This is a genomic window from Deinococcus peraridilitoris DSM 19664 (assembly GCF_000317835.1).
Taxonomy (GTDB): Bacteria; Deinococcota; Deinococci; order Deinococcales; family Deinococcaceae; genus Deinococcus_A; species Deinococcus_A peraridilitoris.
Genome location: NC_019793.1, coordinates 3,637,744 through 3,659,530 on the forward strand (window position 1 = coordinate 3,637,744; position 21,787 = coordinate 3,659,530).

20 protein-coding genes are annotated in these 21,787 nt (G+C 64.4%); 7 read left to right on the top strand and 13 right to left on the bottom strand.

Annotation, left to right across the window (positions count from 1 at the left end; translation table 11 throughout):
• From hutH to DEIPE_RS17660, 6 genes are all read right to left on the bottom strand, one after another.
• On the bottom strand, positions 1 to 1,506 hold the full coding sequence (gene hutH / locus DEIPE_RS17635) for a histidine ammonia-lyase (RefSeq protein WP_015237336.1): 1,506 nt from the start codon (positions 1,504 to 1,506) through the stop codon (positions 1 to 3).
• A complete protein-coding gene (hutI, locus tag DEIPE_RS17640; protein ID WP_015237337.1) occupies positions 1,503 to 2,717 on the bottom strand; it encodes an imidazolonepropionase in 1,215 nt (404 codons plus the stop codon). The genes hutH and hutI overlap by 4 nt, the downstream gene beginning before the upstream one ends.
• Positions 2,707 to 3,624: an arginase family protein gene (locus DEIPE_RS17645; RefSeq protein WP_015237338.1), complete on the bottom strand. Its 918-nt coding sequence runs from the start codon at positions 3,622 to 3,624 to the stop codon at positions 2,707 to 2,709. Before DEIPE_RS17645 ends, hutI begins: the two co-directional genes overlap by 11 nt.
• Positions 3,624 to 5,300, bottom strand: coding sequence for a urocanate hydratase (gene hutU, locus DEIPE_RS17650; RefSeq protein WP_041230976.1), 1,677 nt, complete (start codon positions 5,298 to 5,300; stop codon positions 3,624 to 3,626). Before hutU ends, DEIPE_RS17645 begins: the two co-directional genes overlap by 1 nt.
• 139 nt (positions 5,301 to 5,439) lie before the next feature.
• A complete protein-coding gene (locus tag DEIPE_RS17655) occupies positions 5,440 to 7,167 on the bottom strand; it encodes a sodium:solute symporter family protein (RefSeq protein ID WP_015237340.1) in 1,728 nt (575 codons plus the stop codon).
• A gap of 1 nt (position 7,168) precedes the next feature.
• The gene (locus DEIPE_RS17660; RefSeq protein ID WP_015237341.1) at positions 7,169 to 7,450 is read right to left on the bottom strand and encodes a DUF4212 domain-containing protein; all 282 of its coding nucleotides are present in this window, start codon (positions 7,448 to 7,450) and stop codon (positions 7,169 to 7,171) included.
• Between the two features lie 178 nt (positions 7,451 to 7,628).
• Between DEIPE_RS17660 and DEIPE_RS17665 the strand changes: the two genes are divergently transcribed.
• Together DEIPE_RS17665 and DEIPE_RS17670 are read left to right on the top strand one after the other, a co-directional pair.
• Positions 7,629 to 8,000 carry a hypothetical protein gene (locus DEIPE_RS17665; protein WP_015237342.1) on the top strand — a complete coding sequence of 124 codons (372 nt, stop codon included), beginning with the start codon at positions 7,629 to 7,631 and terminating at the stop codon, positions 7,998 to 8,000.
• 17 nt (positions 8,001 to 8,017) lie between these two features.
• Positions 8,018 to 8,764 (top strand): IclR family transcriptional regulator, encoded by a 747-nt coding sequence (locus tag DEIPE_RS17670; RefSeq protein ID WP_015237343.1) that lies wholly within the window; start codon positions 8,018 to 8,020, stop codon positions 8,762 to 8,764.
• Positions 8,765 to 8,852: 88 nt separating this feature from the next.
• Here DEIPE_RS17670 and DEIPE_RS22505 read toward each other — a convergent pair whose 3' ends face one another.
• Positions 8,853 to 10,049, bottom strand: a complete 1,197-nt coding sequence (locus tag DEIPE_RS22505) for a GGDEF domain-containing protein (RefSeq protein WP_157448921.1) — start codon at positions 10,047 to 10,049, stop codon at positions 8,853 to 8,855.
• Between the two features lie 114 nt (positions 10,050 to 10,163).
• Positions 10,164 to 11,078 (bottom strand): DUF1028 domain-containing protein, encoded by a 915-nt coding sequence (locus DEIPE_RS17680; RefSeq protein ID WP_015237345.1) that lies wholly within the window; start codon positions 11,076 to 11,078, stop codon positions 10,164 to 10,166.
• Positions 11,079 to 11,218: 140 nt separating this feature from the next.
• On the opposite strand from DEIPE_RS17680, the gene DEIPE_RS17685 reads away from it, so the two are divergent.
• The gene (locus DEIPE_RS17685) at positions 11,219 to 13,447 is read left to right on the top strand and encodes an ATP-dependent helicase (RefSeq protein WP_015237346.1); all 2,229 of its coding nucleotides are present in this window, start codon (positions 11,219 to 11,221) and stop codon (positions 13,445 to 13,447) included.
• A gap of 72 nt (positions 13,448 to 13,519) precedes the next feature.
• On the opposite strand, the gene DEIPE_RS23260 is transcribed toward DEIPE_RS17685, so the two are convergent.
• Complete coding sequence (locus tag DEIPE_RS23260; RefSeq protein ID WP_083865844.1) at positions 13,520 to 13,663, bottom strand: EAL domain-containing protein; 144 nt, start codon at positions 13,661 to 13,663, stop codon at positions 13,520 to 13,522.
• Positions 13,664 to 13,691: 28 nt separating this feature from the next.
• Entirely contained in the window at positions 13,692 to 14,195 is a 504-nt protein-coding gene (locus DEIPE_RS17690; RefSeq protein WP_015237347.1) for a hypothetical protein, read from the bottom strand.
• A gap of 72 nt (positions 14,196 to 14,267) precedes the next feature.
• Here DEIPE_RS17690 and DEIPE_RS17695 point away from each other — a divergent pair, with 72 nt between their 5' ends.
• The gene (locus DEIPE_RS17695; RefSeq protein ID WP_015237348.1) at positions 14,268 to 15,065 is read left to right on the top strand and encodes an undecaprenyl-diphosphate phosphatase; all 798 of its coding nucleotides are present in this window, start codon (positions 14,268 to 14,270) and stop codon (positions 15,063 to 15,065) included.
• A 116-nt stretch (positions 15,066 to 15,181) separates the two neighbouring features.
• On the opposite strand, the gene DEIPE_RS17700 is transcribed toward DEIPE_RS17695, so the two are convergent.
• Positions 15,182 to 15,694 carry a universal stress protein gene (locus tag DEIPE_RS17700; RefSeq protein WP_015237349.1) on the bottom strand — a complete coding sequence of 171 codons (513 nt, stop codon included), beginning with the start codon at positions 15,692 to 15,694 and terminating at the stop codon, positions 15,182 to 15,184.
• A gap of 291 nt (positions 15,695 to 15,985) precedes the next feature.
• On the opposite strand from DEIPE_RS17700, the gene tsaD reads away from it, so the two are divergent.
• Both tsaD and secA read left to right on the top strand, forming a co-directional pair.
• The gene (gene tsaD, locus DEIPE_RS17705; RefSeq protein ID WP_015237350.1) at positions 15,986 to 16,972 is read left to right on the top strand and encodes a tRNA (adenosine(37)-N6)-threonylcarbamoyltransferase complex transferase subunit TsaD; all 987 of its coding nucleotides are present in this window, start codon (positions 15,986 to 15,988) and stop codon (positions 16,970 to 16,972) included.
• A gap of 94 nt (positions 16,973 to 17,066) precedes the next feature.
• Positions 17,067 to 19,673, top strand: coding sequence for a preprotein translocase subunit SecA (secA, locus tag DEIPE_RS17710; RefSeq protein WP_015237351.1), 2,607 nt, complete (start codon positions 17,067 to 17,069; stop codon positions 19,671 to 19,673).
• Here the strand turns inward: secA and DEIPE_RS17715 are convergent.
• Positions 19,639 to 19,950 (bottom strand): hypothetical protein, encoded by a 312-nt coding sequence (locus DEIPE_RS17715; protein ID WP_041230977.1) that lies wholly within the window; start codon positions 19,948 to 19,950, stop codon positions 19,639 to 19,641. The two genes, secA and DEIPE_RS17715, sit on opposite strands and share 35 nt — an antisense overlap.
• Before the next feature lie 40 nt (positions 19,951 to 19,990).
• On the bottom strand, positions 19,991 to 20,416 hold the full coding sequence (locus tag DEIPE_RS17720; protein WP_015237352.1) for a sodium:calcium antiporter: 426 nt from the start codon (positions 20,414 to 20,416) through the stop codon (positions 19,991 to 19,993).
• A gap of 199 nt (positions 20,417 to 20,615) precedes the next feature.
• Between DEIPE_RS17720 and DEIPE_RS17725 the strand changes: the two genes are divergently transcribed.
• Positions 20,616 to 21,755, top strand: coding sequence for an ABC transporter ATP-binding protein (locus tag DEIPE_RS17725; protein ID WP_015237353.1), 1,140 nt, complete (start codon positions 20,616 to 20,618; stop codon positions 21,753 to 21,755).
• Positions 21,756 to 21,787 lie beyond the last annotated feature (32 nt).

The following is a 21,787-nucleotide window of genomic DNA, read 5'->3' on the forward strand; positions in this document are numbered from 1 at the left end:
TCACGATGAGGCCACAGGCGCCAAACCGGCCCACCCTTCGCTGCGGATGGCCGTACGCAGCCGGTCGAGGTCGGGCTTGTAGTAGCGGTCGTGCTGCAGGGGAGCAACCAGCTCGCGCACTTCCCGGTAGGCGCGGTCCACGCCTTTGCCCGCGCGCAGTGGCTGGAACTCCAGGGCCTGCGCCGCGCACAGCAGTTCGATGGCGACCACCGTGAAGCTGTTGTCCAGCACCGTGCGCAGTTTGCGGACCGCGTGCGCGCCCATGCTGACGTGGTCTTCCTGGTTGGCGCTGGTCGGAATGCTGTCCACGCTCGCGGGGTGCGAAAGCACCTTGTTTTCACTCACCAGGGCGGCCGCCGTGTACTGCGCGATCATCAGACCAGAATTCAGCCCACCCTCCGGCGTCAGGAAGGCGGGAAGCCCGGAGAGGGCGGGATTGAGCAGCTGCTCGATTCGCCGCTCGCTGATGCTCGCCAGTTCGGCCACGGCCACCGTGAGCGCGTCGGCGCTGAGCGCCAGCGGCTGCCCGTGAAAGTTGCCGCCCGAGACGACCTCGCCCTCGTCGGGAAAGATCAGCGGGTTGTCGGTGACAGAGGCGAACTCGGTCTCCAGCACGCGCAGGGTGTTGGTGAGGGCGTCCAGGCTGGCGCCGTGCACCTGCGGAACTGCACGCAGCGAGTAGGCGTCCTGCACCCGGCCGCAAGTCGCGTGGGAAGGGGCAATCTCGGACCCCCTCAGCAGCGCGCGAATCTCGGCGGCCACCTCCAGCGCGCCCGGATGCGGCCTCAGGCGAACCACACCCTCGGCAAAAGGTTTGTGGCTGCCGCGCAGCGCCTCGACCGTCATGGCAGCCGCCAGATTGGCGCATGACAGCAGCCGCCGCATGTCATGCGCGGCGAGGGCCAGCAGGCTGCCCATCAGCTGCGTGCCGTTGATGAGCGCCAGGCCCTCTTTGGCCTGCAGCACCAGGGGCGCGAGATTCAGCTGTTCGAGCACGCTGCGCGCGGGCCACACCTGACCGCCGAACTCCACCTCGCCCTCGCCGATCAACGCGAGTGCCAGGTGCGCCAGCGGCGCCAGATCGCCCGACGCTCCCACTGAGCCCTGCGCCGGAACGACCGGATGCACCCGGGCGTTCAGCAATGCCAGCAGCTGCTCCACGACTTCCAGGCGGATTCCGGAATGCCCCAGCGCCAGGGATTGCGCACGCAGCATCATCATGCCGCGCACCACCTCGGTGGGCAGCACCTCACCCACCCCGATGGCGTGCGAAAGGATCAGGTTCCGCTGTAACTCTTCCAGCTGGTGGCGTGCCACACGCACGGTCGCGAACTTGCCGAAGCCGGTGTTCACGCCGTATACGGCCTCTTCACCGTCGACGAGCGTCTCGACAAAGGCGCGCGCTTTTTCGATGCGCACCCGGGCCGCTTCGCTGAGCTCCACCTGCTCAGAGCCCCGGGCCACCCCAATAAATTCCTGCAACGTCAACTGCCGGTCCAGCTTCATCCTGCTCTCCTCCCACCAATCCAGACTTCCGACACGGGGTTTCCCCCGAGGGTATACGTGATGTCACGCCAATTACCGCTTTCCAGCACCAGGAAGTCCGCGCGCCTGCCCGCGGCGAGCACGCCACGGTCGTGTAAATCGAGCGCGTATGCGGCGTTTGCAGTCATCGCCACGAGCGCCTCGGCGGGTGTCATACCACACAGGCGCACCCCCAATGCCAACGCCAGCTGCGCTGAGAACAGCGGGCTCGACCCGGGATTCAGGTCGGTGCCCAGCGCCACGATGGCACCCGCCTCAAGAAGCGCGCGCGCCCGGCCCGCCGCCAAGCCCAGGTGCAGGGTCACGCCGGGCAGCAGGGTCGCGACCGTGTCCGAAGCGGCCAGGGCCGCAAGCTGCTCATCTCCCGACGCTTCCAGATGATCGACCGAGAGGGCGCGCCGCGCGGCGGCCATCTCCGTGCCACCCAGGGGGTGAAACTGGTCGGCGTGCAGCTTGCCCCGCAGGCCGTGCCGGACGGCGCAATCGAGCAGCTCCTCGGCTTCCCGGACGCTAAAGGCCTCGCGCTCCACAAAGACATCCAGCGCCACGGCGAGCTGCTCACGCGCCACGAGCGGGATAAGCTCCTCGCGCACTTCACGCAGGTACGCCCCGCGCCCCTCGGTGGGCGGCACGTGAATCAGCAGCGTCGGCACCAGCCAGGCGGTCACCTCACGCTGCAGCTCGCGGATGGCGCGCAGCATGCGCAGTTCTGCCTCGATGCTCAGGCCGTAGCCGGATTTGATTTCGACCGTGGTCGCGCCCGAGCGCACGAGGCTCTGCAGACGGGGCCGGGCCAGCGTCACAAGCTCCTCGATGCTGGCGTCCGCGGTGGCCCGCACCGTGCTGCGAATCCCGCCTCCGCGCGCCAGGATGGCCTCGTAAGATTCACCTTTGACACGCGCCTCGAAATCAGCCAGGCGGTCACCGGCCCAGACCGCGTGGGTGTGCGGATCGATCAGCCCCGGAACCACGGCCCGACCGCCCAGATCGATCTCACGCTCTGCCTCGCCGGGCCAGTCCGACCTCGGCCCGGCCCAGCACACCTGCTGGCCCCGCACCGCCAACGCCGCGTCGCGAACGACCGCGAGCTCTCCCTGCGAGGTGCCGCGCTGTGGAATGGCCCTGGGTGTGGCCAGCTGCGAGATGTTCGTAAGCAGCAGGTCAGCGTGCATCGAGGGCCTCGACCAGGGTTTCCATGATCAGGCGCGCGGCGAGCAGGCTGCTGCGCCCCGACGAGTCGAGGTTGGGTGCGAGTTCCACAACGTCATACGCCAGCAGGTGGTTGCGCCGCACGACCTCACGAATGAGCCCCATGGCCAGACCGTAGGTCAGCCCGTCCGGCTCGGGGCTGCTGGTTCCGGGCAGCACGCTCGGGTCGAAGGCGTCCACATCGAGCGAGAGGTAGACTGCCTTTTCCGTGGGCAAGACGGCGAGCACCTCGTCGAGGTTCTCGGTCAGGCGGCGCATCGTGACCAGCTGGTGCCCGCGCGACCGCGCAGCGTCGACCGCCTCCCGGTCAAAGCGCAGCCCGCGCAGACCCAGGGTCGTGATGTGGGTCAGGTTGGGCAGGTCCTCGCAGGCACGGCGAAAGGGGCTGGAATTGCTGAGGCGGGTGTCGTTGCGCAGGTCGGTGAAGTCGAGGTGCGCGTCGAGCTGCACCACGTGCAGATCCGGCACGTCGTCAAAGGCGCGCAGCAGCGGGTACGTCACGCTGTGGTCGCCGCCCAGAAACACCGGGAGGCTGCAGCGCGCGCGGAGCTGCCGGGCCGCTTCCTCGATGCGGGCGTGCGCGAGTTCGGTTTCCAGGCTGGGCAATTCCACGTCGCCGGCGTCGGCCAGGCGCAGGCCCGCCAGGCGTGTGCGGCCACTTTCGAGGTCGTAGAAGCCTTCTTCGGTCAGGGCGTAGCGCAGGCTGGCTTCCCGGATCGCCCGGGGAGCAAAGCGCGCTCCGGGCCGGTAACCGAGGGCGATGTCAAACGGCACGCCCAGCACGGCCACGTCCGAGCGCCACTCGCCCCCGCTTTCAACGATGGGCGCCCGCGCAAAGGAGGCGATGCCGGAGAAGGGGAGATGCGCCATCAATGTCCTCCGCTGGAGTCCGACCGCTCGAGGCTGGGCAGGTCGAGGCCCCGCTCGCGGGCCACGCTGACGGCCTTGCCGTACCCGGCGTCGGCGTGGCGGATCACGCCCATCGCCGGGTCGTTGGTGAGGCACAGCTGCAGTCTTTTCTCGGCCTCGTCGCTGCCGTCGGCGACGGCCACCAGTCCCGAGTGCTGGCTGTATCCCATGCCGACCCCGCCTCCGTGATGAAAGCTCATCCAGGCCGCACCCGACGCCACGCCGGTCGCGAAGTTCAGCAGTGGCCAGTCGCTCACGGCGTCCGAGCCGTCCAGCATCGCCTCGGTCTCACGGTAGGGACTGGCGACCGACCCCGCGTCGAGGTGATCACGCCCGATGACCACCGGCGCCGAGAGGCGACCGTCGCGCACCATCTCGTTGAAAAGCCGCCCGGCCCGGTCGCGCTCGCGGTAGCCGAGCCAGCAGATGCGGGCGGGCAGGCCCTGAAAGGCGATCTGGTCGGCCGCGTAGGTGAGCCAGTTCTGCAGCCGCGCGTCTTCGGGAAAGAGTTCCAGCAGCGCCCGGTCGGTCGCGCGGATGTCGGCGCTGTCGCCGCTGAGCGCCACCCAGCGAAAGGGCCCGCGCCCTTCGCAGAAGGAATCACGGATAAAGGCGGGCACGAAACCAGGGTAGTCGAAGGCGTCCGTGACGCCTGCCAACCGGGCCTGCTCGCGCAGGTTGTTGCCGTAATCGAAGGCGACCGCGCCGCGCCGCTGCAGCTCCAGAATGGCCTGCACGTGCCCGGCGATGGCTTCACGGGTTCGCCGCAGGTACTCGTCGGGATTGCGGTCTCGCAGCGTGTTCAGGTCCTCGTCGGCCCGTGCCGGGGGGAGGTAGCCCCACATGGGGTCGTGTGAACTCGTCTGGTCGGTGACCAGGTCGGGCGTGAAGCCGCGCGCCACCAGTTCGGGAAGCACCTGCGCGGCGTTGTCGCACAGGCCAACCGACAGGGCGCGTCCTTCGCGCTTGGCCTGAGTGGCCCGCATCAGCGCGTCGTCGAGGCTGCTCGCCACCTCGTCGAGGTAGCGCGTTTCCAGCCGGCGCTGTATGCGCGTGGGATCGATCTCGATGTTGATGCTCACGCCCCCCGCCAACTTCACGGCGAGCGGCTGCGCGCCGCCCATGCCGCCCAGACCCGCCGTGACCGTGATGGTGCCCTTCAGGCTGCCGCCGAAGTGCTTCTGCGCCGCACTGGCAAAGGTTTCGTAGGTGCCCTGCAGAATGCCCTGGGTGCCGATGTAGATCCACGAGCCCGCGGTCATCTGCCCGTACATCATCAGGCCCGCTTTCTCCAGTCGGTCGAAGACTTCCCAGTTCGACCATTGCGGCACCAGGTTCGAGTTGGCGATCAGCACGCGTGGCGCGAGCTCGTGGGTTTTCAAGACCGCCACAGGCTTGCCGGACTGCACCAGCAGCGTCTGGTCGTTCTCGAGCCGGTCGAGCGTCTCGACGATGCGCCAGAAGCTCGGCCAGTCGCGTGCGGCCTTGCCCCGGCCACCGTAGACGATCAGGTCCTGAGGCTTTTCGGCGACTTCCGGGTCGAGATTGTTCATCAGCATGCGCTTGGCGGCTTCCTGAATCCAGCCTTTGGCCGTGCGGGTGTTGCCCCGCTGGGCGCGAACGACGGTGTCCTGCATGTCTTGAGCGTGGCGTGCGCCCAGGCCGAATACAAGACAACTGTCCAGCCATAGTGGACGGGCTCGGCTTATCAGAGAGGGCGCGAACGGTCCAAAGCAAATGGGAGGCCGCATATGCGGCCTCCCTGCGGGACAAGGGTCAGTGCGCCGCGCTGGCCGCTCCCGCTCCCGCCGGGTAGCGGACGCTTTCCACCAGTTCCTGAATCTCGGCGTTGGGGGCGGGGGTCAGGCGACTGACGATCAGGGCGGTGATGAAGTTGAGCAGCATGCCGATCACGCCGATGCCCTGGGTGCTGATGCCGAACCACAGGTTGGCGGGCGCGCCGGTGCCGCCCAGGCTGGGCGTGAAGTGCACGATGTAGATGATGGTGAAGGTGAGCCCTACGATCAGGCCCGCCATGGCGCCCTGCCAGTTCATGCGCTTGTCGAAAATGCCCAGCACCAGCAGCGGAAAGAAACTCGCGGCGGCCAGTCCGAAAGCGAGTGCCACCACCTGCGCCACGAAACCGGGCGGATTGATGCCGAAGTATCCGGCGGCAATGGCGGCCAGTCCTACCGTGATCCGTCCGGCGAGCAGACGCGAGCGCTCCGAGGCGTTCGGTGAAAAGACCCGGTAATACAGGTCATGCGCGACCGCCCCCGAGACGGTGATCAGCAGGCCTGAAGCGGTCGAGAGCGCGGCGGCCAGGCCACCGGCGGCCACCAGACCGATGATGAAAGGCGAGAGGTTGGCGACCTCGGGGGTAGCAAGCACCATGATGTCGTTGTCGATATACAGCTCGTTCTGGCTGTCCGGATTGGGCTGGGCGAAGTCCGGGCGTCCATCACGCTGGGCCAGGAAGGCGTTGCCCGGACGGTACTGAATCAGGCCGTCGCCGTTCTTGTCCGAGAAGACCAGCAGGCGCGTGCTTTCCCAGTTCTTGAACCAGGCGGGCACCTCGGCGTAGGGGCGGTTGTTCACCTGATTGATCAGGTTGGTCTTGGCGAAAACTGCCAGGGCCGGAACGGTGGTGTAGAGCGCCGCGATGAAAAGAATGGCGTAGATGGCGCTGGTACGCGCCCCTGTGACGTTCGGGGTGGTGTAGAAACGCGTGATGACGTGCGGCAGCCCGGCGGTGCCGACCATCAGGGCCATCGTGATGCAGAAAATGTCCAGGGTCGTGCGGGTCTGCGCTGTGTAGGCGCTGAATCCCAAGTCCTGCTGAATCTGGTTGAGCGTCGGAATGACGTTCAGAAAGCCAATTTGAGGAAGCGGATTGCCGCTCAGCTGCAAGCTGATGGCGATGGACGGGATCAGAAAGGCGACGATCAGCACCATGTACTGCGCCACCTGTGTCCAGGTGATGCCGCGCATGCCCGACAGACCCGCATACAGAAACACGATGAATACGCCAATGATCACGCCGGTGTTGATCGGCACGTCCAGAAAGCGCGAAAAGACCACGCCCACGCCGCGCATCTGCCCCGCCACGTACACGAACGAGATCAGCACGGCCGTGAGCGCTGCCAGGGCCCGCAGGGACTGCGAATTGTACCGGTCACCCACAAAATCGGGCACGGTGAACTTGCCGAACTTGCGCAGGAAAGGCGCCAGCAGCAGGGCCAGCAGCACGTATCCCCCGGTCCAGCCCATCAGATAGACGGCGCCGTCGTATCCCATAAAGGCAATCAGGCCGGTGATCGACAGAAAGGACGCTGCCGACATCCAGTCAGCAGCAATGGCCATACCGTTCCACAAGGGGGGAACGCCCTGCCCGGCGATGTAAAAGGATTTGGTGTCGCTGACACGGGTGTACAGCGCGATACCGATGTATACACTGAAACTGAGAATCACCAGCGCGTACGTCCACAGTTGAACGTCACTCACGTCAGTCCTCCACGCCGAACTGCTGGTCGAGACGCCGCATGCGCACGGCATAGACGATGATGAGGGCGATGAACACGTAGATGGCTCCCTGATGTGCGATCCAAAAGCCCAGCGGCGCTCCGCCGATGCGGCCCAGCCCGTTCAGCGTGGGGGCCAGCAGGATGCCCAGCACATAGGCCACGAAAAACCAGATGGCCAGCAGAATCAGGGTGAGGCGGATGTTCGCCTTCCAGTACCCGACACGGCTGGCCTGTTCGATGGTGCGACCGTCCTGATTGCTCATGCGACCTCCTGACGAACGAAAACAAGGAAAAGTCCAACCTCACGCTTCTCTCGTGCCAATCTTCACTTGTCCGTTGCGACACTGTACTCACAGTCGTTTGCCCAGTGCAATACGGTAATTCATGGTCCTCGGGCCGCCAGCGCAGGCCCATGACATGCACCGCCCTGTATCCTGAGCCATGCAACCATCCTTTGCCTCGCCGGGAGTGCTGCCCGTCGTTCGCTTCTGGCTGGGCCTCAACCTGGTGCTGTTCGCGCTCTATCTGTTCGCACCGCTCGTGGCGCCGGGCAGCGCCGTGCTGACACCGCGCGGCATCCTGGAAAGTTTCGCGCTGACGGCGGCCGGTCTCGCTCTCGGACGGGCCTATGGGCGCTACTGGCCGCTGCCTGCCCGCCCGGGTTTTGTCAGCGTGATCCGGATGCTGCTGCTCGCCATTCCAGCCGTCGGGCTGTCCGTGGCGATCGGATTGTTGCTGCTGCCACAGGCGGCGCCCCTGTCGCTGGCCCTCTCGGCCTTTCTGGGGGCGCAGTTGCGCCGGCGCAACTTCTGATCGGGGTGCGGCACCTCATGCAGACCATCGACAAAGCGGCCCAGATTCTCCGTGCCTTCACGCCCGAACATCCGGAGTGGGGGGTCCGGGAACTGGCCTTGCACGTCTCGCTCACGCGCAGCTCTACACACCAATACCTGCAAAGTCTCGGCGCAAACGGCTTTTTGCGCCGCTCGCCCACCGGGCGCTACCGGCTGTCGTGGAAGCTGCTGGAACTGAGCGGCCTGTTGCACCGTTCGCTCGGATGGTTGCCACCGGCACGCCAGGAACTGGCGCGCCTCGCCGATCAGACGCGTTCGCTGGCCTTTCTGTGCGTGCTGGAATTGTCGGGTGGCAATCCGGTGGAAGGCCGGGTGGTGTGCATTGACCGCTCGTTAGGGGTGCCAGAGGCCGATTCTCAGCTTGTGCAGACCGATGTATATCTCCCCCCAAACGCCACGGCTGCAGGAAAAGTGCTGTTTGCCCACGCCAACCTGAAGCTCTTGAACTTCACCCCGTTTACGCCGGGTACGATCACCACTCAGGACGAGTGGGACACCGAGCTTGAGCGGGTCCGCCAGGAGGGCTACGCGCACGCAGTCGAGGAGTGGGTGCCGGGGCAGTGTGCCCTGGCCGCTCCGCTCTTCTTCCAGGGAGAGCTGGTCGCCGCCATAGGTCTTCAGTGGCCACTCGATCGGTATGAGCGCGAACGCGAACGGCTCCGTCAGCAGCTGTTGCAGCTGACCGAGCGGCTGGCGAGGCTTCATCGCACGATGCTGCGCTAGGCGCCAGGCGCCCATGTTTCCCCGTTGTAGCGCAGTCGGGGCTGCCCGATGGTGCGGCGAGCGGTTTCTGCTGATCTCGCGCGTGGTGTCAGGTTTCGGGAAGCGGACCGGAAAGCGCGCCGGAGGATGGGTGCAAGAACGTGGCCCACTCCGCGTGGCGACGCACCTGATTGCGACCTCGTGACTTGGCGTCATACATGGCCTGGTCCGCGGCGCGAATCAGCGAGTCCTCTGTGTGCGCATCCTCAGGGAAACTCGCAATACCGATGCTGACCGTCAAACGCACGCACGAACCATCGGGTGCGGTGCAGGCTGCCGAAGCGATGGCCCGGTGGATTCGGCCGGCGATGACGCCGGCTTCGTTGCTGGTGGCGCCAGGCAGAATCACGACGATCTCTTCGCCGCCGAATCGGGCGACGAGGTCACCGCCGCGCACCTCGCGAGTGATGCATTGGGAAATCAGCTGCAGTACCGTGTCGCCGAATTGGTGGCCGTACGTGTCATTGACGCTCTTGAAGTGATCGATGTCCAGCAGGATCAGGGAGCACGCATGGCCTGGGCGGGAATTCTGCGCCAACTGCCGCTGCAGTTGCCGGTGAAATTCGCGCCGGTTGAGCAGACCGGTCAGGCCGTCTCGCGCCGAGAGTTCCCTGAAGACGACCTGACTGCGGTACACCGTGATGCCGGCGGCGCTGACCGCCAGCAAGGTCAATGTGAAGGCGCCGAGGACCATTCGGACGAGCGAGCGGTTGTGGTGTGCAGCTTCCTCGGCACGGCGGGAAATCTGACCGCGATCGCGTTCGTGAACGCGGCCGATGGCGTCGCTGGCCATCATGACTGCCATGTCGATCTGTTGTATGTCGGCGTGAATCCGGTCGAGCGGGACGCTTGTCGGAGCGACAAGCGCGAGCACTTTGCGCGCGTTTTCGACGGCTTCGTTCCAATGTCCCCGGGCCATTTCGAGGTCCCGGACATCCGGGCCGTTGCGTGCCGAAAAGGCTTCGGCAAACAGGCTGTCCACGGCCTGCCGCTCGCGTTCGAAGTGTGCTGCTTCGTCGTGATGCCCCCGAATATGGAAGTGATGCACGCGCATGATGCTCATCTGCATCAGCTTTTGCAGGCGCAGGGGCGTTTCGAGCTGCGTGCGTGCCTGATGCGTAACGGCTTCCGAATTACCAAAGCCGTCGTTCAAGGCGCGGGCTGCAAAGAATACAAGCGCACACAGCACCACGACAGCAAAGAATAAGAACGCCAGTTGCTGACGTTGGTGAGAAGTCCGGGGCACAGGTAGGGGCATAAGTGGAGGTGGTGACCTGCAACATCCTGACGTGATGGAGCGAGGCCAAGCGTCAGGATGTTGCCATGATTTCACTTTATGAAAACGTTTCTCACGGAATTCTTACAGTGGTGACCGACCCGTGTCGGTATCCGGGGCATCGAAACGGGAACGGAAATAGTTCCATGCGACCGGGTCGACAAGTCCTCCGGCAACCCAGCGCTCTTCCAGGTTTTCCGCGCCGTACAAGGCGCGCAGCCCCGCCTCCGTCCGTTCGTCCCACGCTCCAGACGCGGAGTCGTCACGAAAGCCGACGCGCTTCAGCAAGGCCTGAAGCCACTTGATTTCATCCGGGCCCAGCGGACGGGTTTCCACCGGGCGGCTGAAAAGCAGTTCGTGAATGTGCAGCAACCGGGAAAGCTCTTCCGTGGGCGCCGGATGATCGTCAGCACGCAAATCGATCCAGACGTCACTCATGCCGCCGTAGCCCTTGGCCTCGCCCACCACCAGCAGGGCAGCGGACTGACGGCCCCGACGGTCCCCACCGGCCCGGTCGCCTGCCTGCAGGGCCGCCAGCAGGCGGTGCGCGAAAGGTTGTGCCCAGCCCTGCTGGTAGGCATTCAGCATCTGCTGCACGACTTCCGGACCGGCCAGCAGGTTGCCCTGCACGGCCACATTGTGCTCCTGCAGTCCCCCCGCCCACGGATGGCAGTCCTCACCCGTGAAGCTGAGCGCTTCACCGCTCGCCGCGACCAGCCCGAACTGCCGCGAAGCCAGCTGTGAATCGGTGCGGCGAAACGCCTCCAGAACCGCCTGAGGAGATGCGCCCTGGGCGAGCAGGGCCAGTCCCTGCGGCCCGAAACGCAAGTTGGCGTACGACTGGGTCGCCACGGCGCCTATGCCTGCCCGCGCCGAGGGCACGACCGCGCCAACGGCCAGAAACTTGCTGGCCACCGCAACGCCGAAGTCGCCGCTCTGCTCGTCGCGCGCCACAATCGAAAAGGTCGAAACCGGTCGGGCCGGAAGGTTCTGGTGCATGTCAGCCTCCTGTACGAAACGGCGTCACTATACCCGTTCTAACCGGACCCGCTCTACGTGGTCGGTGTGAGGTGGTGCCAGGCCAGCTTGTGCGTGAAGGTGCTCAGGACCGGTCACCTTTCAGGCGCTAGAATCCTCGGGTGAAGACGGCTCAAGACCTGTTGTCGCAACTCAATCCTGCGCAGGCCGAAGCGGCGGCGCACTTTACGGGTCCTGCCCTCGTCGTCGCGGGCGCCGGCAGCGGCAAGACGCGCACCCTGATCTACCGCATCGCTCACCTGATCCAGGAGCACGGCGTGGAGCCAGAGGAGATTCTCGCGGTAACCTTTACCAACAAGGCCGCCGCCGAGATGCGCGAGCGGGCCGGGCACCTCATCGAAGGAGCCGGCGAACTCTGGATGAGTACCTTCCACTCGGCGGGAGTGCGCATTCTGCGCGCTTACGGGGAATACATCGGCCTCAAGCGTGGCTTCGTGATCTACGACGACGATGATCAGCTCGATCTGCTCAAGGAAATCATGGGCAATCTGCCGGGCGTCGGTCCGGACGCCAACCCCCGGCAGCTGCGCGCGGTGATCGATCGGGCCAAGAGTAACCTCTGGACTCCCGACGACCTGGCGCGCAGCGGGGAGGACTTCATCGCAGGTCTGCCGCGCGCGACTGCCGTCGAAGGCTACCGCCGATATCAGGGGCGTATGAAAGGCGTCGGCGCCATCGATTTCAACGACCTGATCGTGCTCACCGTGCACCTGTTCCAGGAAGTGCCGGCGGTGCTGAACAAAATACAGGACCGGGCGCGCTTCATTCACATCGACGAGTATCAGGACACCAACCGCGCGCAGTACGAGCTCACCAGGCTGCTTGCCAGCCGGGACCGCAACCTGCTGGTGGTTGGAGACCCGGATCAGAGCATCTACAAGTTTCGCGGTGCCGACATTCAGAACATTCTCGATTTCCAGAAGGACTACCGTGACGCACGAATTTACCGTCTGGAGGACAATTACCGCTCCAGCGCGAGCGTCCTGGCGCTCGCCAACAAGCTGATCGAAAACAACACCGAGCGTCTCGAGAAGACGCTGCGGCCGGTCAAGCAATCCGGCGAGGCGGTGCGGTTTCACCGGGCGATCGACCACCGCAGCGAAGCCGACTTTGTGGCCGATCGCATCACCCGCCTGCACGCCGAGGGACTGAACCTCGGTCAGATCGCGATTTTGTACCGCACCAACGCGCAGTCGCGGGTGCTCGAGGAAAGCCTGCGGCGGCTGAACATTCCCGCGAAAATCGTGGGCGGTGTTGGGTTTTATGACCGACGCGAGATCAAGGACATCCTGGCTTACGCGAGGCTCGCCATCAATCCCGGGGACGACGTGGCGCTGCGGCGTATTGTCGGACGGCCCCGGCGTGGCATCGGCGATCAGGCGCTCGCCAAGCTGGCCGAGTGGGCGGCCGCACGGAGCGTGAGCATTCTGGAGGCGTGCGCGCAGGCCGAGGAAGTGCTGGAACGCGGCGCCAACAAGGCCGTCGAGTTCGCTGCGCTGATGACGTCGTTCTCGGAAGGCGTAGAAGCCTATCCGCCCCAGGGATTTTTGCGTCTGCTGATCGAGGGGTCGGGATACGTCGAGATGCTTCGCGCTGAGGGTACCGAAGGACAGGTCCGGTTGGAAAACCTCGAGGAACTGGTGGTTGCCGCCGAGGAATGGTCGCGCGAACAGGAAGCCCACGGCTCAGGAGGCACCATCGCGGACTTTCTGGACGACGCGGCCCTGCTCGCCAGCGTTGACGACGCCAAGACCCGCCGGGAAAACAACGGTGTTCCCGAGGACGCCGTCACCCTGATGACCATGCACAATGCCAAGGGCCTGGAGTTCCCGGCGGTGTTCATCGTCGGTGCCGAAGAAGGCCTGCTGCCCAGCAAGAACAGCCTGGTCGAGGCAGGCGGCATCGAGGAGGAACGGCGGCTGTTCTACGTCGGCATCACGCGAGCCATGGACCGCTTGTACCTGACGGCAGCGCAGAACCGCATGATGTACGGCAAGACCGCCACCACCGAAGACTCGCGCTTTCTGGAGGAACTGGAAGGTGGATTTGTGCCGGTCGACCAGTTCGGGCAGGAAGTCGATTACAAGAAGTCCAGCTGGCGTCAGTACCGCCCGACCGTACCCGTTGCTCCGCCCGCCCGCAAGGACACCAGCAGCATGACTGCCGGGATGGCCTACAAGGGCGGTGAACGGGTCAAGCACCCCAAATTCGGCGAGGGTCGGGTGCTGGCCGTTTCCGGTTTCGGTGACAAGCAGGAAGTGACGGTGAGTTTCAACTCGGCCGGAATGAAAAAGCTGCTCGTGAGGTTCGCCAACTTGCAGTCGGTTTGAGGATCGTGGTCATCCTGACGACCCTGACGACCAGGGTCGCGACGATCTCAGACAGTAGGCGGGCGCGCCAGCTTACTCTCTGACGGCACTCAACGCCGGAAAGCGTACCTGCGCCGCGGGCACGGGCCGGGCAAAGTAATAGCCCTGCGCAATATCACACCCGAGTTCCCGAAGTTCGGTCAGTTCCTCCTCGGTCTCGATGCCTTCGGCAATCACGGGGCGGGCCGCGCCCGCGGGATTGGTTTCAGGTGCCCAGAAGTTGACGCAGTTCTGCGATGGCCGCCTTCTCGGCCTCGCTCACCTGCACGCCGCCGATGCCCAGGAACCCACCTTCTTTGGCCGCGCCTGCCACCCGCTGCGCCACGTCGAGTAACAGTTTCTTGTAGGCCACGACGTCCTCGGGCGTCCCCTTGGTGGTCACGGTCCACAGTGCCCGGCGCACGCCCTCCAGCGCCTGTTCCTTGACCCGGGCGAGGTCTCGGGGCTGCTGGGCATCCTCCCCGGCGGCTTCACGCAGCGCCTTGTACTCGTCGCGGCTGGTGTGGCCGTACGCCTGAACGAGCGCCCCCATCAGGGGAGTCTCGGGGGCGCGCATGGCCTCACGGATCACATCGGCCATCGCGCCTGCTTCGGCGAGCAGCCCGGTAATGCCGCTGGGACTGGCCGCGATGACCGCCAGGCCGGCGCGACCCGGTCCATTGAGAACCGTGAACCACTCTTCGGAACCAAATCCTGCTGGAATGTTCATGGATTTACGGTACTTCACAGCGGGACGCGCGTCCTTCGTTCGGTTTTCACCTTTTCCTGTAGGCTTCTCGGGATGAACGAATACCTCGCCGCCGCCATCTCGGGAGTCGTGGAAGGCATCACGGAATTCCTGCCGATATCCTCGACGGGGCACCTCATCGTGACGTCCGAACTGCTGAGATTCGACACCCAGGGCGCATTCGAAATTATCATCCAGCTGGGAGCGGTGCTGTCGGTCGTGTGGTTTTACCGTCAGCAGCTGTTGCGTCAGGCGCGCGAGGTGCGCACGAATACCGGCACGCGCCGCTTTTGGCTGGGGGTGCTGCTGGCATTTCTGCCCGCAGCGCTGGTCGGCTTTTTGCTGGGCGACCTGATCTCGCAGTATCTGTTCAAGCCGACGGTGGTGGCGAGTTCCCTGATCGTCGGTGGGGTGGTGATGTGGCTGGTAGAGTCGCGCCCACAACGCAGCGAGGCCGTCAGTGTCGAGCAGGTGAGGCCCATGCAGGCCCTGACCATCGGAGTGATTCAGCTGCTGGCGCTGGTGCCGGGGGTTTCACGTTCGGCGAGCACCATTATCGGGGGAATGCTGACGGGCCTGTCCAGACCCGCCGCGACGGAATTCAGCTTCTACCTTTCGATGCCGACCTTGGGAGCGGCGTCGCTCTACTCCCTGCTCAAACACCGCGACGAGGTGGCCACGCAAGGATGGGGAGTGGTGGCCATCGGTCTCGTCGTGTCTTTTATTGTCGCCCTGCTGGCGATCGGCTGGTTGCTTCGCTACATTTCCCGCCACGACTTCAAGGGATTTGCGGTGTACCGCGTGTTCGCCGGAATCGCGATTTTGCTGTTCTTCCACTTTCGTGGCAATTGATTCTCGCCTGCAGACCGGCCCGAGAAGACCTGAGGACCTGTCAGGTTGACCATCATGCTCCTGGGTAGTGTGCCGGGCGGGTGGCCAGCCAGGCACTTCCCGCTCGCAGATGGACGCTATGACGTGCGAGCAGGGGATGGGGAGTCGGACTGACGACTGCGGCTGCTCTTCGATCGCGTTGTCCGTGAGGGCTCGTGCGTCAGCAGGACAGGCTGACGGGCGTGGTGCAGCACGGTTTCGGCAACACTGCCCGTCAGCAGGCGCGAAATGCCCGTGCGGCAGTGGGTGCTCATCACGATGAGATCGACGTTGAGCGCGTCGGCTTCCTCAACGATCACCTGAGCGATGGTCCGGCCGCTGGCCTCCCGGACGATGCCATCTGCCTGCGTTCCCGCAGCACGCTGCAGGGCGCTCTGAATAATGTTCTGACAGGCGTCGCGGTGGCGATCGCATTCGTCGACGTAATTGAAAGGCAAGCCGTCGGCTGCGCCCACCGGGACCTCGAGGTCCGGAATCACGTGCAGAATGGTCAGGTGGCAATCGAGTCGCAACGCGAGCTCTCTGGCCTGATCGAGTGCGCTGTTGCACAGCGCCGTGCCGTCCGTGGTCACCAGAATGTGCTGTAGCATCGTCTACCTCGTTTGCAGGTCATCTGCCGAAAGGCCGGGAGGAGTGAAGGTACGCCGCGCGGACAGTTGCTGGGCAGGAGTGGCCTCCTTTCTGTGTGGCGCAGGGCTGGACGAACATTGATGAGGGGGCGAACGACGGAGCGGTCAAACGGTGGGGCTGGAGCCAGGGCGACGCACTCGGTCGCCACGCTTGATTCGTCGTGGTGTACCTCAGGGTACTCCTTGCGGTCGGCTCTGTCATCACCTTGCGTCATCACCTTGCGTGGTTTTGCGCGGCGCTATGCTGCGCGCATGTTGATTCTCGGCATTGACACGTCCTGTGACGATACGGGTGTGGGTCTCGTGCGCCTCGAAGGGGGGCGGCCCGAGATTCTCTCCAACCTGATCTGGACACAGGAAGTGCACTCACGCTACGGCGGCGTCATGCCGGAGCTGGCGTCTCGGGAGCACGTCGAACGCATCGACGGTGTGGTGTCGGGAGCGCTGGCGGCGGCGGGGGTCACGCTGTCGCAGGTGGATGTGCTGGCCGCTACCCACGGTCCCGGGCTCATCGGCGCGCTGCTGGTGGGGCTGATGTATGCCAAGGGTGCCGCGCAGGCGCTGGACAGACCGTTTTATGCGGTGCATCATCTGGAGGGGCACATCTACGCCGCCGCTTCGGAAGCCGAACTTGAGCCGCCGTATCTGGCGCTGGTGGTGTCAGGTGGTCATACTCACCTGTTCGACGTGCCCCGGGCAGGCGAATACCGCCTGGTAGGCGCGACCCGCGATGACGCGGCTGGCGAGGCGTTTGACAAGGTGGCCCGCCTGGCGGGCCTGGGGTTTCCCGGTGGTCCGGCCATTGCCGAGGCGGCCCGACGGGGCAATCCGAATGCCGTAGCGTTTTCCGAGCCGTTGCAGGGTCAGAAAGGCTTCGAATTCAGCTTCAGCGGTCTGAAAACTGCGGCGCTCCTGGCCAGCAAAGCGGGAGCGACTCCCGAAGACCTGGCCGCGAGCTTTCAGGCGGTGGCCGTGCGTTCGCTGCTGAAAACAAGTGTGCGGGCCGCCCGGCACTTGGGCCGCGATACGCTGGTGGTGTCGGGCGGAGTGGCTGCCAACGCGGCGCTGCGCGAGGCGTTTGCCACCTCAGGTCTTCGGACCTACTTTCCGCCTCCGGGCCTGAATACGGACAATGGTGCGATGATCGCGCTGGCGGGCGCTGCCGCAGTGCTGGCCGGGCGTCCGGCCAGCCCCCTGAGTATCGGCGCGACGGCTTACCTTCCGCTCGCTTCTCTTTGAGGCTCCGTCTTGTGGGCGGGTGTCGAATCTATCACTCATCAAATCTCAGTCTCTCGCACTCACGCCTCAGGGTTTCGCGGTATATTGGGCAGCAATGTTCAGGTTGCTCAACCGCATGTTCGATAACAATCAACGCGACGTGGCGAAAATTCGCCGCGGCGTGGTCGACGCCGTCAACGCCATGGAAGGCGAGGTGCAGCAGATCGAGGACCTCGCGGCCGCCTTCATGGGCTTGCGTCAGCAGGTCCAGAGCGGGGAGAAGACGCTCGATGACGTCATGGTCCCGGCCTTTGCCATGATCCGCGAGGCCTCGCGGCGCGCCATCGGCAAGCGCCACTACGATACCCAGCTGATCGGCGGGGCGGCGCTGCACGGCGGGCGCATTGCCGAAATGAAAACCGGCGAAGGCAAGACGCTGGTCGCCACGCTCGCGCTGGCGCTCAATGCCCTGGAAGGTCGCGGCGCGCACCTTGTCACCGTCAACGACTATCTGGTTCGGGTCGGCGCCGAGGAAATGGGGCTGGTGTACCGCACCCTCGGGCTCACGGTCGGGGTGATTCAGCACAACCTGCAGCCGCACGAGCGCAAAGCCGCCTACAGCTGCGACATCACCTACGTCACCAACTCCGAACTCGGCTTCGATTATCTGCGTGACAACATGGCCCAGTCTCCCGAACAGCTGGTGCTGCGCGCCGATTATCCGCTCAACTACGCCATCGTAGACGAGGTCGATTCGATTCTGATCGACGAGGCCCGCACGCCGCTTATCATCTCGGGTGCCGCCGAAAAGGCCACCGACCAGTACTTCGTGATGGCCAAGCTGGTCAAGCGACTCGCCAAAGGTGAACCCGCCGAGCCGGGCGTACGTCCCGAGCCGACCGGTGATTACACCCTCGACGAGAAGTCCAAGAACGTCCACCTGACCGAGAACGGCATCACGCGCATCGAGAAGCTGCTTTCGGTGGACGATCTGTACTCACCCGAAAACATGGAAAAGGCGCACATGATCGTGCAGGCCCTGCGCGCCAAGGAGATGTACCACCGCGATACCGACTACATCGTCACCGAGCAGGGCGAAGTGGTCATCATCGATGAATTCACCGGCCGCTCCATGCCAGGGCGCCGGTACGGCGAAGGGCTTCATCAGGCCATCGAAGCCAAAGAAGGCGTCAAGATCGAAAACGAGAACCAGACGCTCGCTACCATCACCTACCAGAACTTTTTCCGGCTGTACAGCAAGTTTTCGGGTATGACCGGCACGGCCAAGACCGAGGAAAAGGAATTTCTGGACATCTACGGCGCCGACGTGCTGGTGATTCCCACCAATTTGCCGGTGATCCGCAAGGACGCCGAGGACATCATCTACCGCACAAAGAACGGCAAGTTCGCGGCGGCCGTGAAGGAAATCGTGGAGCTGCATGCCACCGGCCGCCCGATTCTGGTGGGCACGGCCAGCATCGATTCCTCCGAGCAGCTGTCGCGTCTGCTCACGGCGGCGGGGATCAAGCATAACGTGCTGAACGCCAAGTACGAGGCGCTCGAAGCCTCGATTGTGGCGCAGGCTGGACGCAGCGGGGCGGTCACCATTGCCACCAACATGGCTGGACGTGGCACCGACATCATGTTGGGCGGCAACGCCGAGTACATGCTGGGCGAGCGTCTCGACAAACTGGGCATCTCGCGCTTTGCCCCGGAGGCCGAGGAGTTCGTCAAGGCCCTCATGCGCAAGAATCCCGAAGTCTACGAAGTAGCGCGTGCGTTGCCCGGGGTGACCGAGCAGTTCGTGCGTGAGGCCGAGCAGATGCGTGACGCCGTCGAAGCAGACCGGGTGAAAGTGCGTGAGGCAGGCGGTCTGCACATCATCGGCACCGAGCGTCACGAGTCACGCCGCATCGACAACCAGCTGCGCGGCCGCGCCGGACGTCAGGGCGATCCGGGCTCCAGCCGCTTTTACGTGTCCTTTGAAGACGAACTGATGCGCCTCTTTGCCAACGAGCGCGTCGTCGCCATGATGGACCGTCTGGGCATGGACGACGCACAACCCATCGAGGCACGCATGGTGACCGGGGCCATCGAGCGCGCCCAGGCCCGCGTTGAGGACCGCAACTTCAGCACCCGCAAGCAGCTTCTCGAGTTCGACAACGTCATGAGCAAACAGCGTGAAGTGGTGTACGCACAGCGCCGTGAGGTGTTGCTGGGTCCCGACGCTGATGTCGAGGAAAGCGTCGAGGGCATGATCGGTGACTTCGTCGAATTGCAGCTCGACACCTTCGCCCCTGCCGACCAGAATCCCGACGACTGGGACCTGGACGGGCTACGAGGCGCACTCTCCGACGCCATTCCTGCTTTCGAGTCCTTCGATTTCGAGGGCCTGCGGGCCATGAGTGTTGCCGACGCGCACGCGCGCGTGCTGGAAGCTTCGGCCGAAGCGCTCGAACAGCGCGAGAATGAGCTCGGCAAGGCACTCCTCACCGGCGTATCGCGTTACGTGCTGCTGCAGGTGGTAGATCAGTACTGGAAAGAACACCTGCACGGCATGGACGTCCTGCGTCAGGGCATTGGCCTGCGGGGTTATGGTCAGCGTGACCCGTTCACCGAGTACAAGTTCGAGGCCACCAAGATGTTCAACGAGATGATCGATACCCTGAAAGCCGAAGTGACCAAGTTCATCTTCCGCATGCAGGTGGGCGCGCAGGCCTGACCGAATCGCGGGGTTCGGACAGTTCCGAATGGAAAAGGTGGTGAACGACGTTCACCACCTTTTGGTTTGTGCCGGAGCGCGTTACGGGCGGAAACTCGAGGCGGTAGAGCGAAGGGGAGACATCAATCGGCTGAATCGGCGCTGTGATTTCCAGGATGCTCAGCACGTTGAAGATGTTCGCCCCGACCGCGTTACGGGCGGCGATGTCCGTCAGACGCCGCACGGCGGCCAGGACCGAGGTGGCCCGCTCGGACAGCGATATCCAGATCGCCAGCACGGCGAGTGCGTACAGGAAGCGGGCGCTGGGCTCTGCGTCATCACCGGGCGGATCTCCAGCCAGTTCTTCCGCCAGTTCTGGTTGAGCGCGCGGTGCAGAACAGAAATATCAGGTAGGCGACCAGCCCGCCAAGCAGGATCGCGCCGTCAGCGCACTTCAGTCCGAGCGGCGCGAGCAGCAACAGCAGAAACGGTGGCCGCGACCATCCGGGGAGTTTTCTGTATGACCAGCCGGGCGTGCACACGCGGCGGAAAATCACGGCTGCGACGGCCAGCACCAGGGCGATGTTACCGACATTCGAGCCGACGACGTTGCTCACCGCGACATCGCTTTGTCCACCCAGCGCTGCCAGCAGGCTCACGATCAGCTCGGGTGCGGAGGTGCCCGACGATACCACGGTCAGCCCGACCACCAGCGTGCTGATCCCCAGTACGCGCGCCAGCCGCGAGGCACCCTGCACGAGCACAGCAGGGCTTCATGGAATTTCGGTTCCGCAGCCCGCACATCTTCACCGCAAATTCAGATTCGTACACATTGAGCGCATCAGTTTATGACGGGTGTGTTAAAGTACAGATGTTCGAATGGTATTGGCGTAAACCCAGGATTCTCGTATCAACCCCGGTCGCCCGAGGAAGCTCACGGGTGAGAGATGGGGCGGTGACCTTATGGCTGAAGTGATTTTGCAGAACGTGTACAAGCGCTATGGCAAGACAGTGGCGGTTCAGGACTTCAACCTGCACATTCAGGACAAGGAGTTCATGGTCTTCGTCGGGCCCTCGGGTTGCGGCAAGTCCACCACCCTGCGCATGATCGCGGGTCTCGAGGAGATTTCGGACGGCACGCTGCGCATCGGCGACAAAGTAGTCAATGACATGCCGCCCAAAGACCGCGACATTGCGATGGTCTTCCAGAATTACGCCTTGTATCCGCACATGAACGTGTACGAGAACATGGCCTTCGGTCTGCGTCTGCGCAAGACCCCCAAGGCGGAGATCGACAAGCGTGTGCGTGACGCGGCCCGCATCCTGCAGATCGAGCACCTGCTGGCCCGCAAGCCCAAGGAACTCTCCGGTGGTCAGCGTCAGCGCGTCGCCCTCGGGCGCGCCATCGTGCGCGAGCCGAAAGTGTTCCTCATGGACGAGCCGCTGTCCAACCTCGACGCCAAGCTGCGCGTCGAGATGCGTTCGCAGATCAGCCAGCTGCACCGCCGCCTCGCTACTACCGTCATCTACGTGACGCACGACCAGGTCGAAGCCATGACCATGGGTTCGCGCATCGTGGTGATGCGTGACGGCGTGATTCAGCAGGTCGACACGCCCCTTAACCTGTACGACTATCCCAAGACCAAGTTCGTGGCCGGCTTCATCGGCAGTCCCTCCATGAACTTCCTGACCGCGACCGTGCAAGGTGGCCAGTTCGAGGTCGGCGGTGCGCGCCTCGCACCGGGCGGCGCCCTGGTGGACAGCCTGCGGTCTTATGAAGGCAAGCAGGTGTGGATGGGCATCCGGCCCGAGCACGTCGGTGTGCAGGGTATCACCGCCCAGGCGCAGGGCGGCGACGTCATGCGCGGCAAGGTCTTGGTGGTGGAGCCTCTGGGCGCCCAGACCGACCTGATCGTGGAAGTTGGCGGGCAGACCCTGACCGCCAAAGTCGAAGGACACGCCCGCATCGAACCCGGTGACACGGTCGACTTGGTGGTCGACCGCAGCAAGCTGCACGCGTTCGATTACCAGACCGAAAACGCCCTGGCCCGGCGTGACGCGCCCGTTGATACGATGGTCGGCGGTATTTCAGCCGACGACTGAGCGCGAACCCAAAAAAGGGCCGGAGCATCCGG

Bases quoted from the DNA above. Each gene is read 5' to 3' on its own strand.
- hutH (WP_015237336.1), bottom strand. From the start codon at position 1,506: ATGAAGCTGGACCGGCAGTTGACGTTGCAGGAATTTATTGGGGTGGCC.
- hutI (WP_015237337.1), bottom strand. From the start codon at position 2,717: ATGCACGCTGACCTGCTGCTTACGAACATCTCGCAGCTGGCCACACCC.
- DEIPE_RS17645 (WP_015237338.1), bottom strand. From the start codon at position 3,624: ATGGCGCATCTCCCCTTCTCCGGCATCGCCTCCTTTGCGCGGGCGCCC.
- hutU (WP_041230976.1), bottom strand. From the start codon at position 5,300: ATGCAGGACACCGTCGTTCGCGCCCAGCGGGGCAACACCCGCACGGCC.
- DEIPE_RS17660 (WP_015237341.1), bottom strand. From the start codon at position 7,450: ATGAGCAATCAGGACGGTCGCACCATCGAACAGGCCAGCCGTGTCGGG.
- DEIPE_RS17665 (WP_015237342.1), top strand. From the start codon at position 7,629: ATGCAACCATCCTTTGCCTCGCCGGGAGTGCTGCCCGTCGTTCGCTTC.
- DEIPE_RS17670 (WP_015237343.1), top strand. From the start codon at position 8,018: ATGCAGACCATCGACAAAGCGGCCCAGATTCTCCGTGCCTTCACGCCC.
- DEIPE_RS17680 (WP_015237345.1), bottom strand. From the start codon at position 11,078: ATGCACCAGAACCTTCCGGCCCGACCGGTTTCGACCTTTTCGATTGTG.
- DEIPE_RS17690 (WP_015237347.1), bottom strand. From the start codon at position 14,195: ATGAACATTCCAGCAGGATTTGGTTCCGAAGAGTGGTTCACGGTTCTC.
- DEIPE_RS17695 (WP_015237348.1), top strand. From the start codon at position 14,268: ATGAACGAATACCTCGCCGCCGCCATCTCGGGAGTCGTGGAAGGCATC.
- DEIPE_RS17700 (WP_015237349.1), bottom strand. From the start codon at position 15,694: ATGCTACAGCACATTCTGGTGACCACGGACGGCACGGCGCTGTGCAAC.
- tsaD (WP_015237350.1), top strand. From the start codon at position 15,986: ATGTTGATTCTCGGCATTGACACGTCCTGTGACGATACGGGTGTGGGT.
- secA (WP_015237351.1), top strand. From the start codon at position 17,067: ATGTTCAGGTTGCTCAACCGCATGTTCGATAACAATCAACGCGACGTG.
- DEIPE_RS17725 (WP_015237353.1), top strand. From the start codon at position 20,616: ATGGCTGAAGTGATTTTGCAGAACGTGTACAAGCGCTATGGCAAGACA.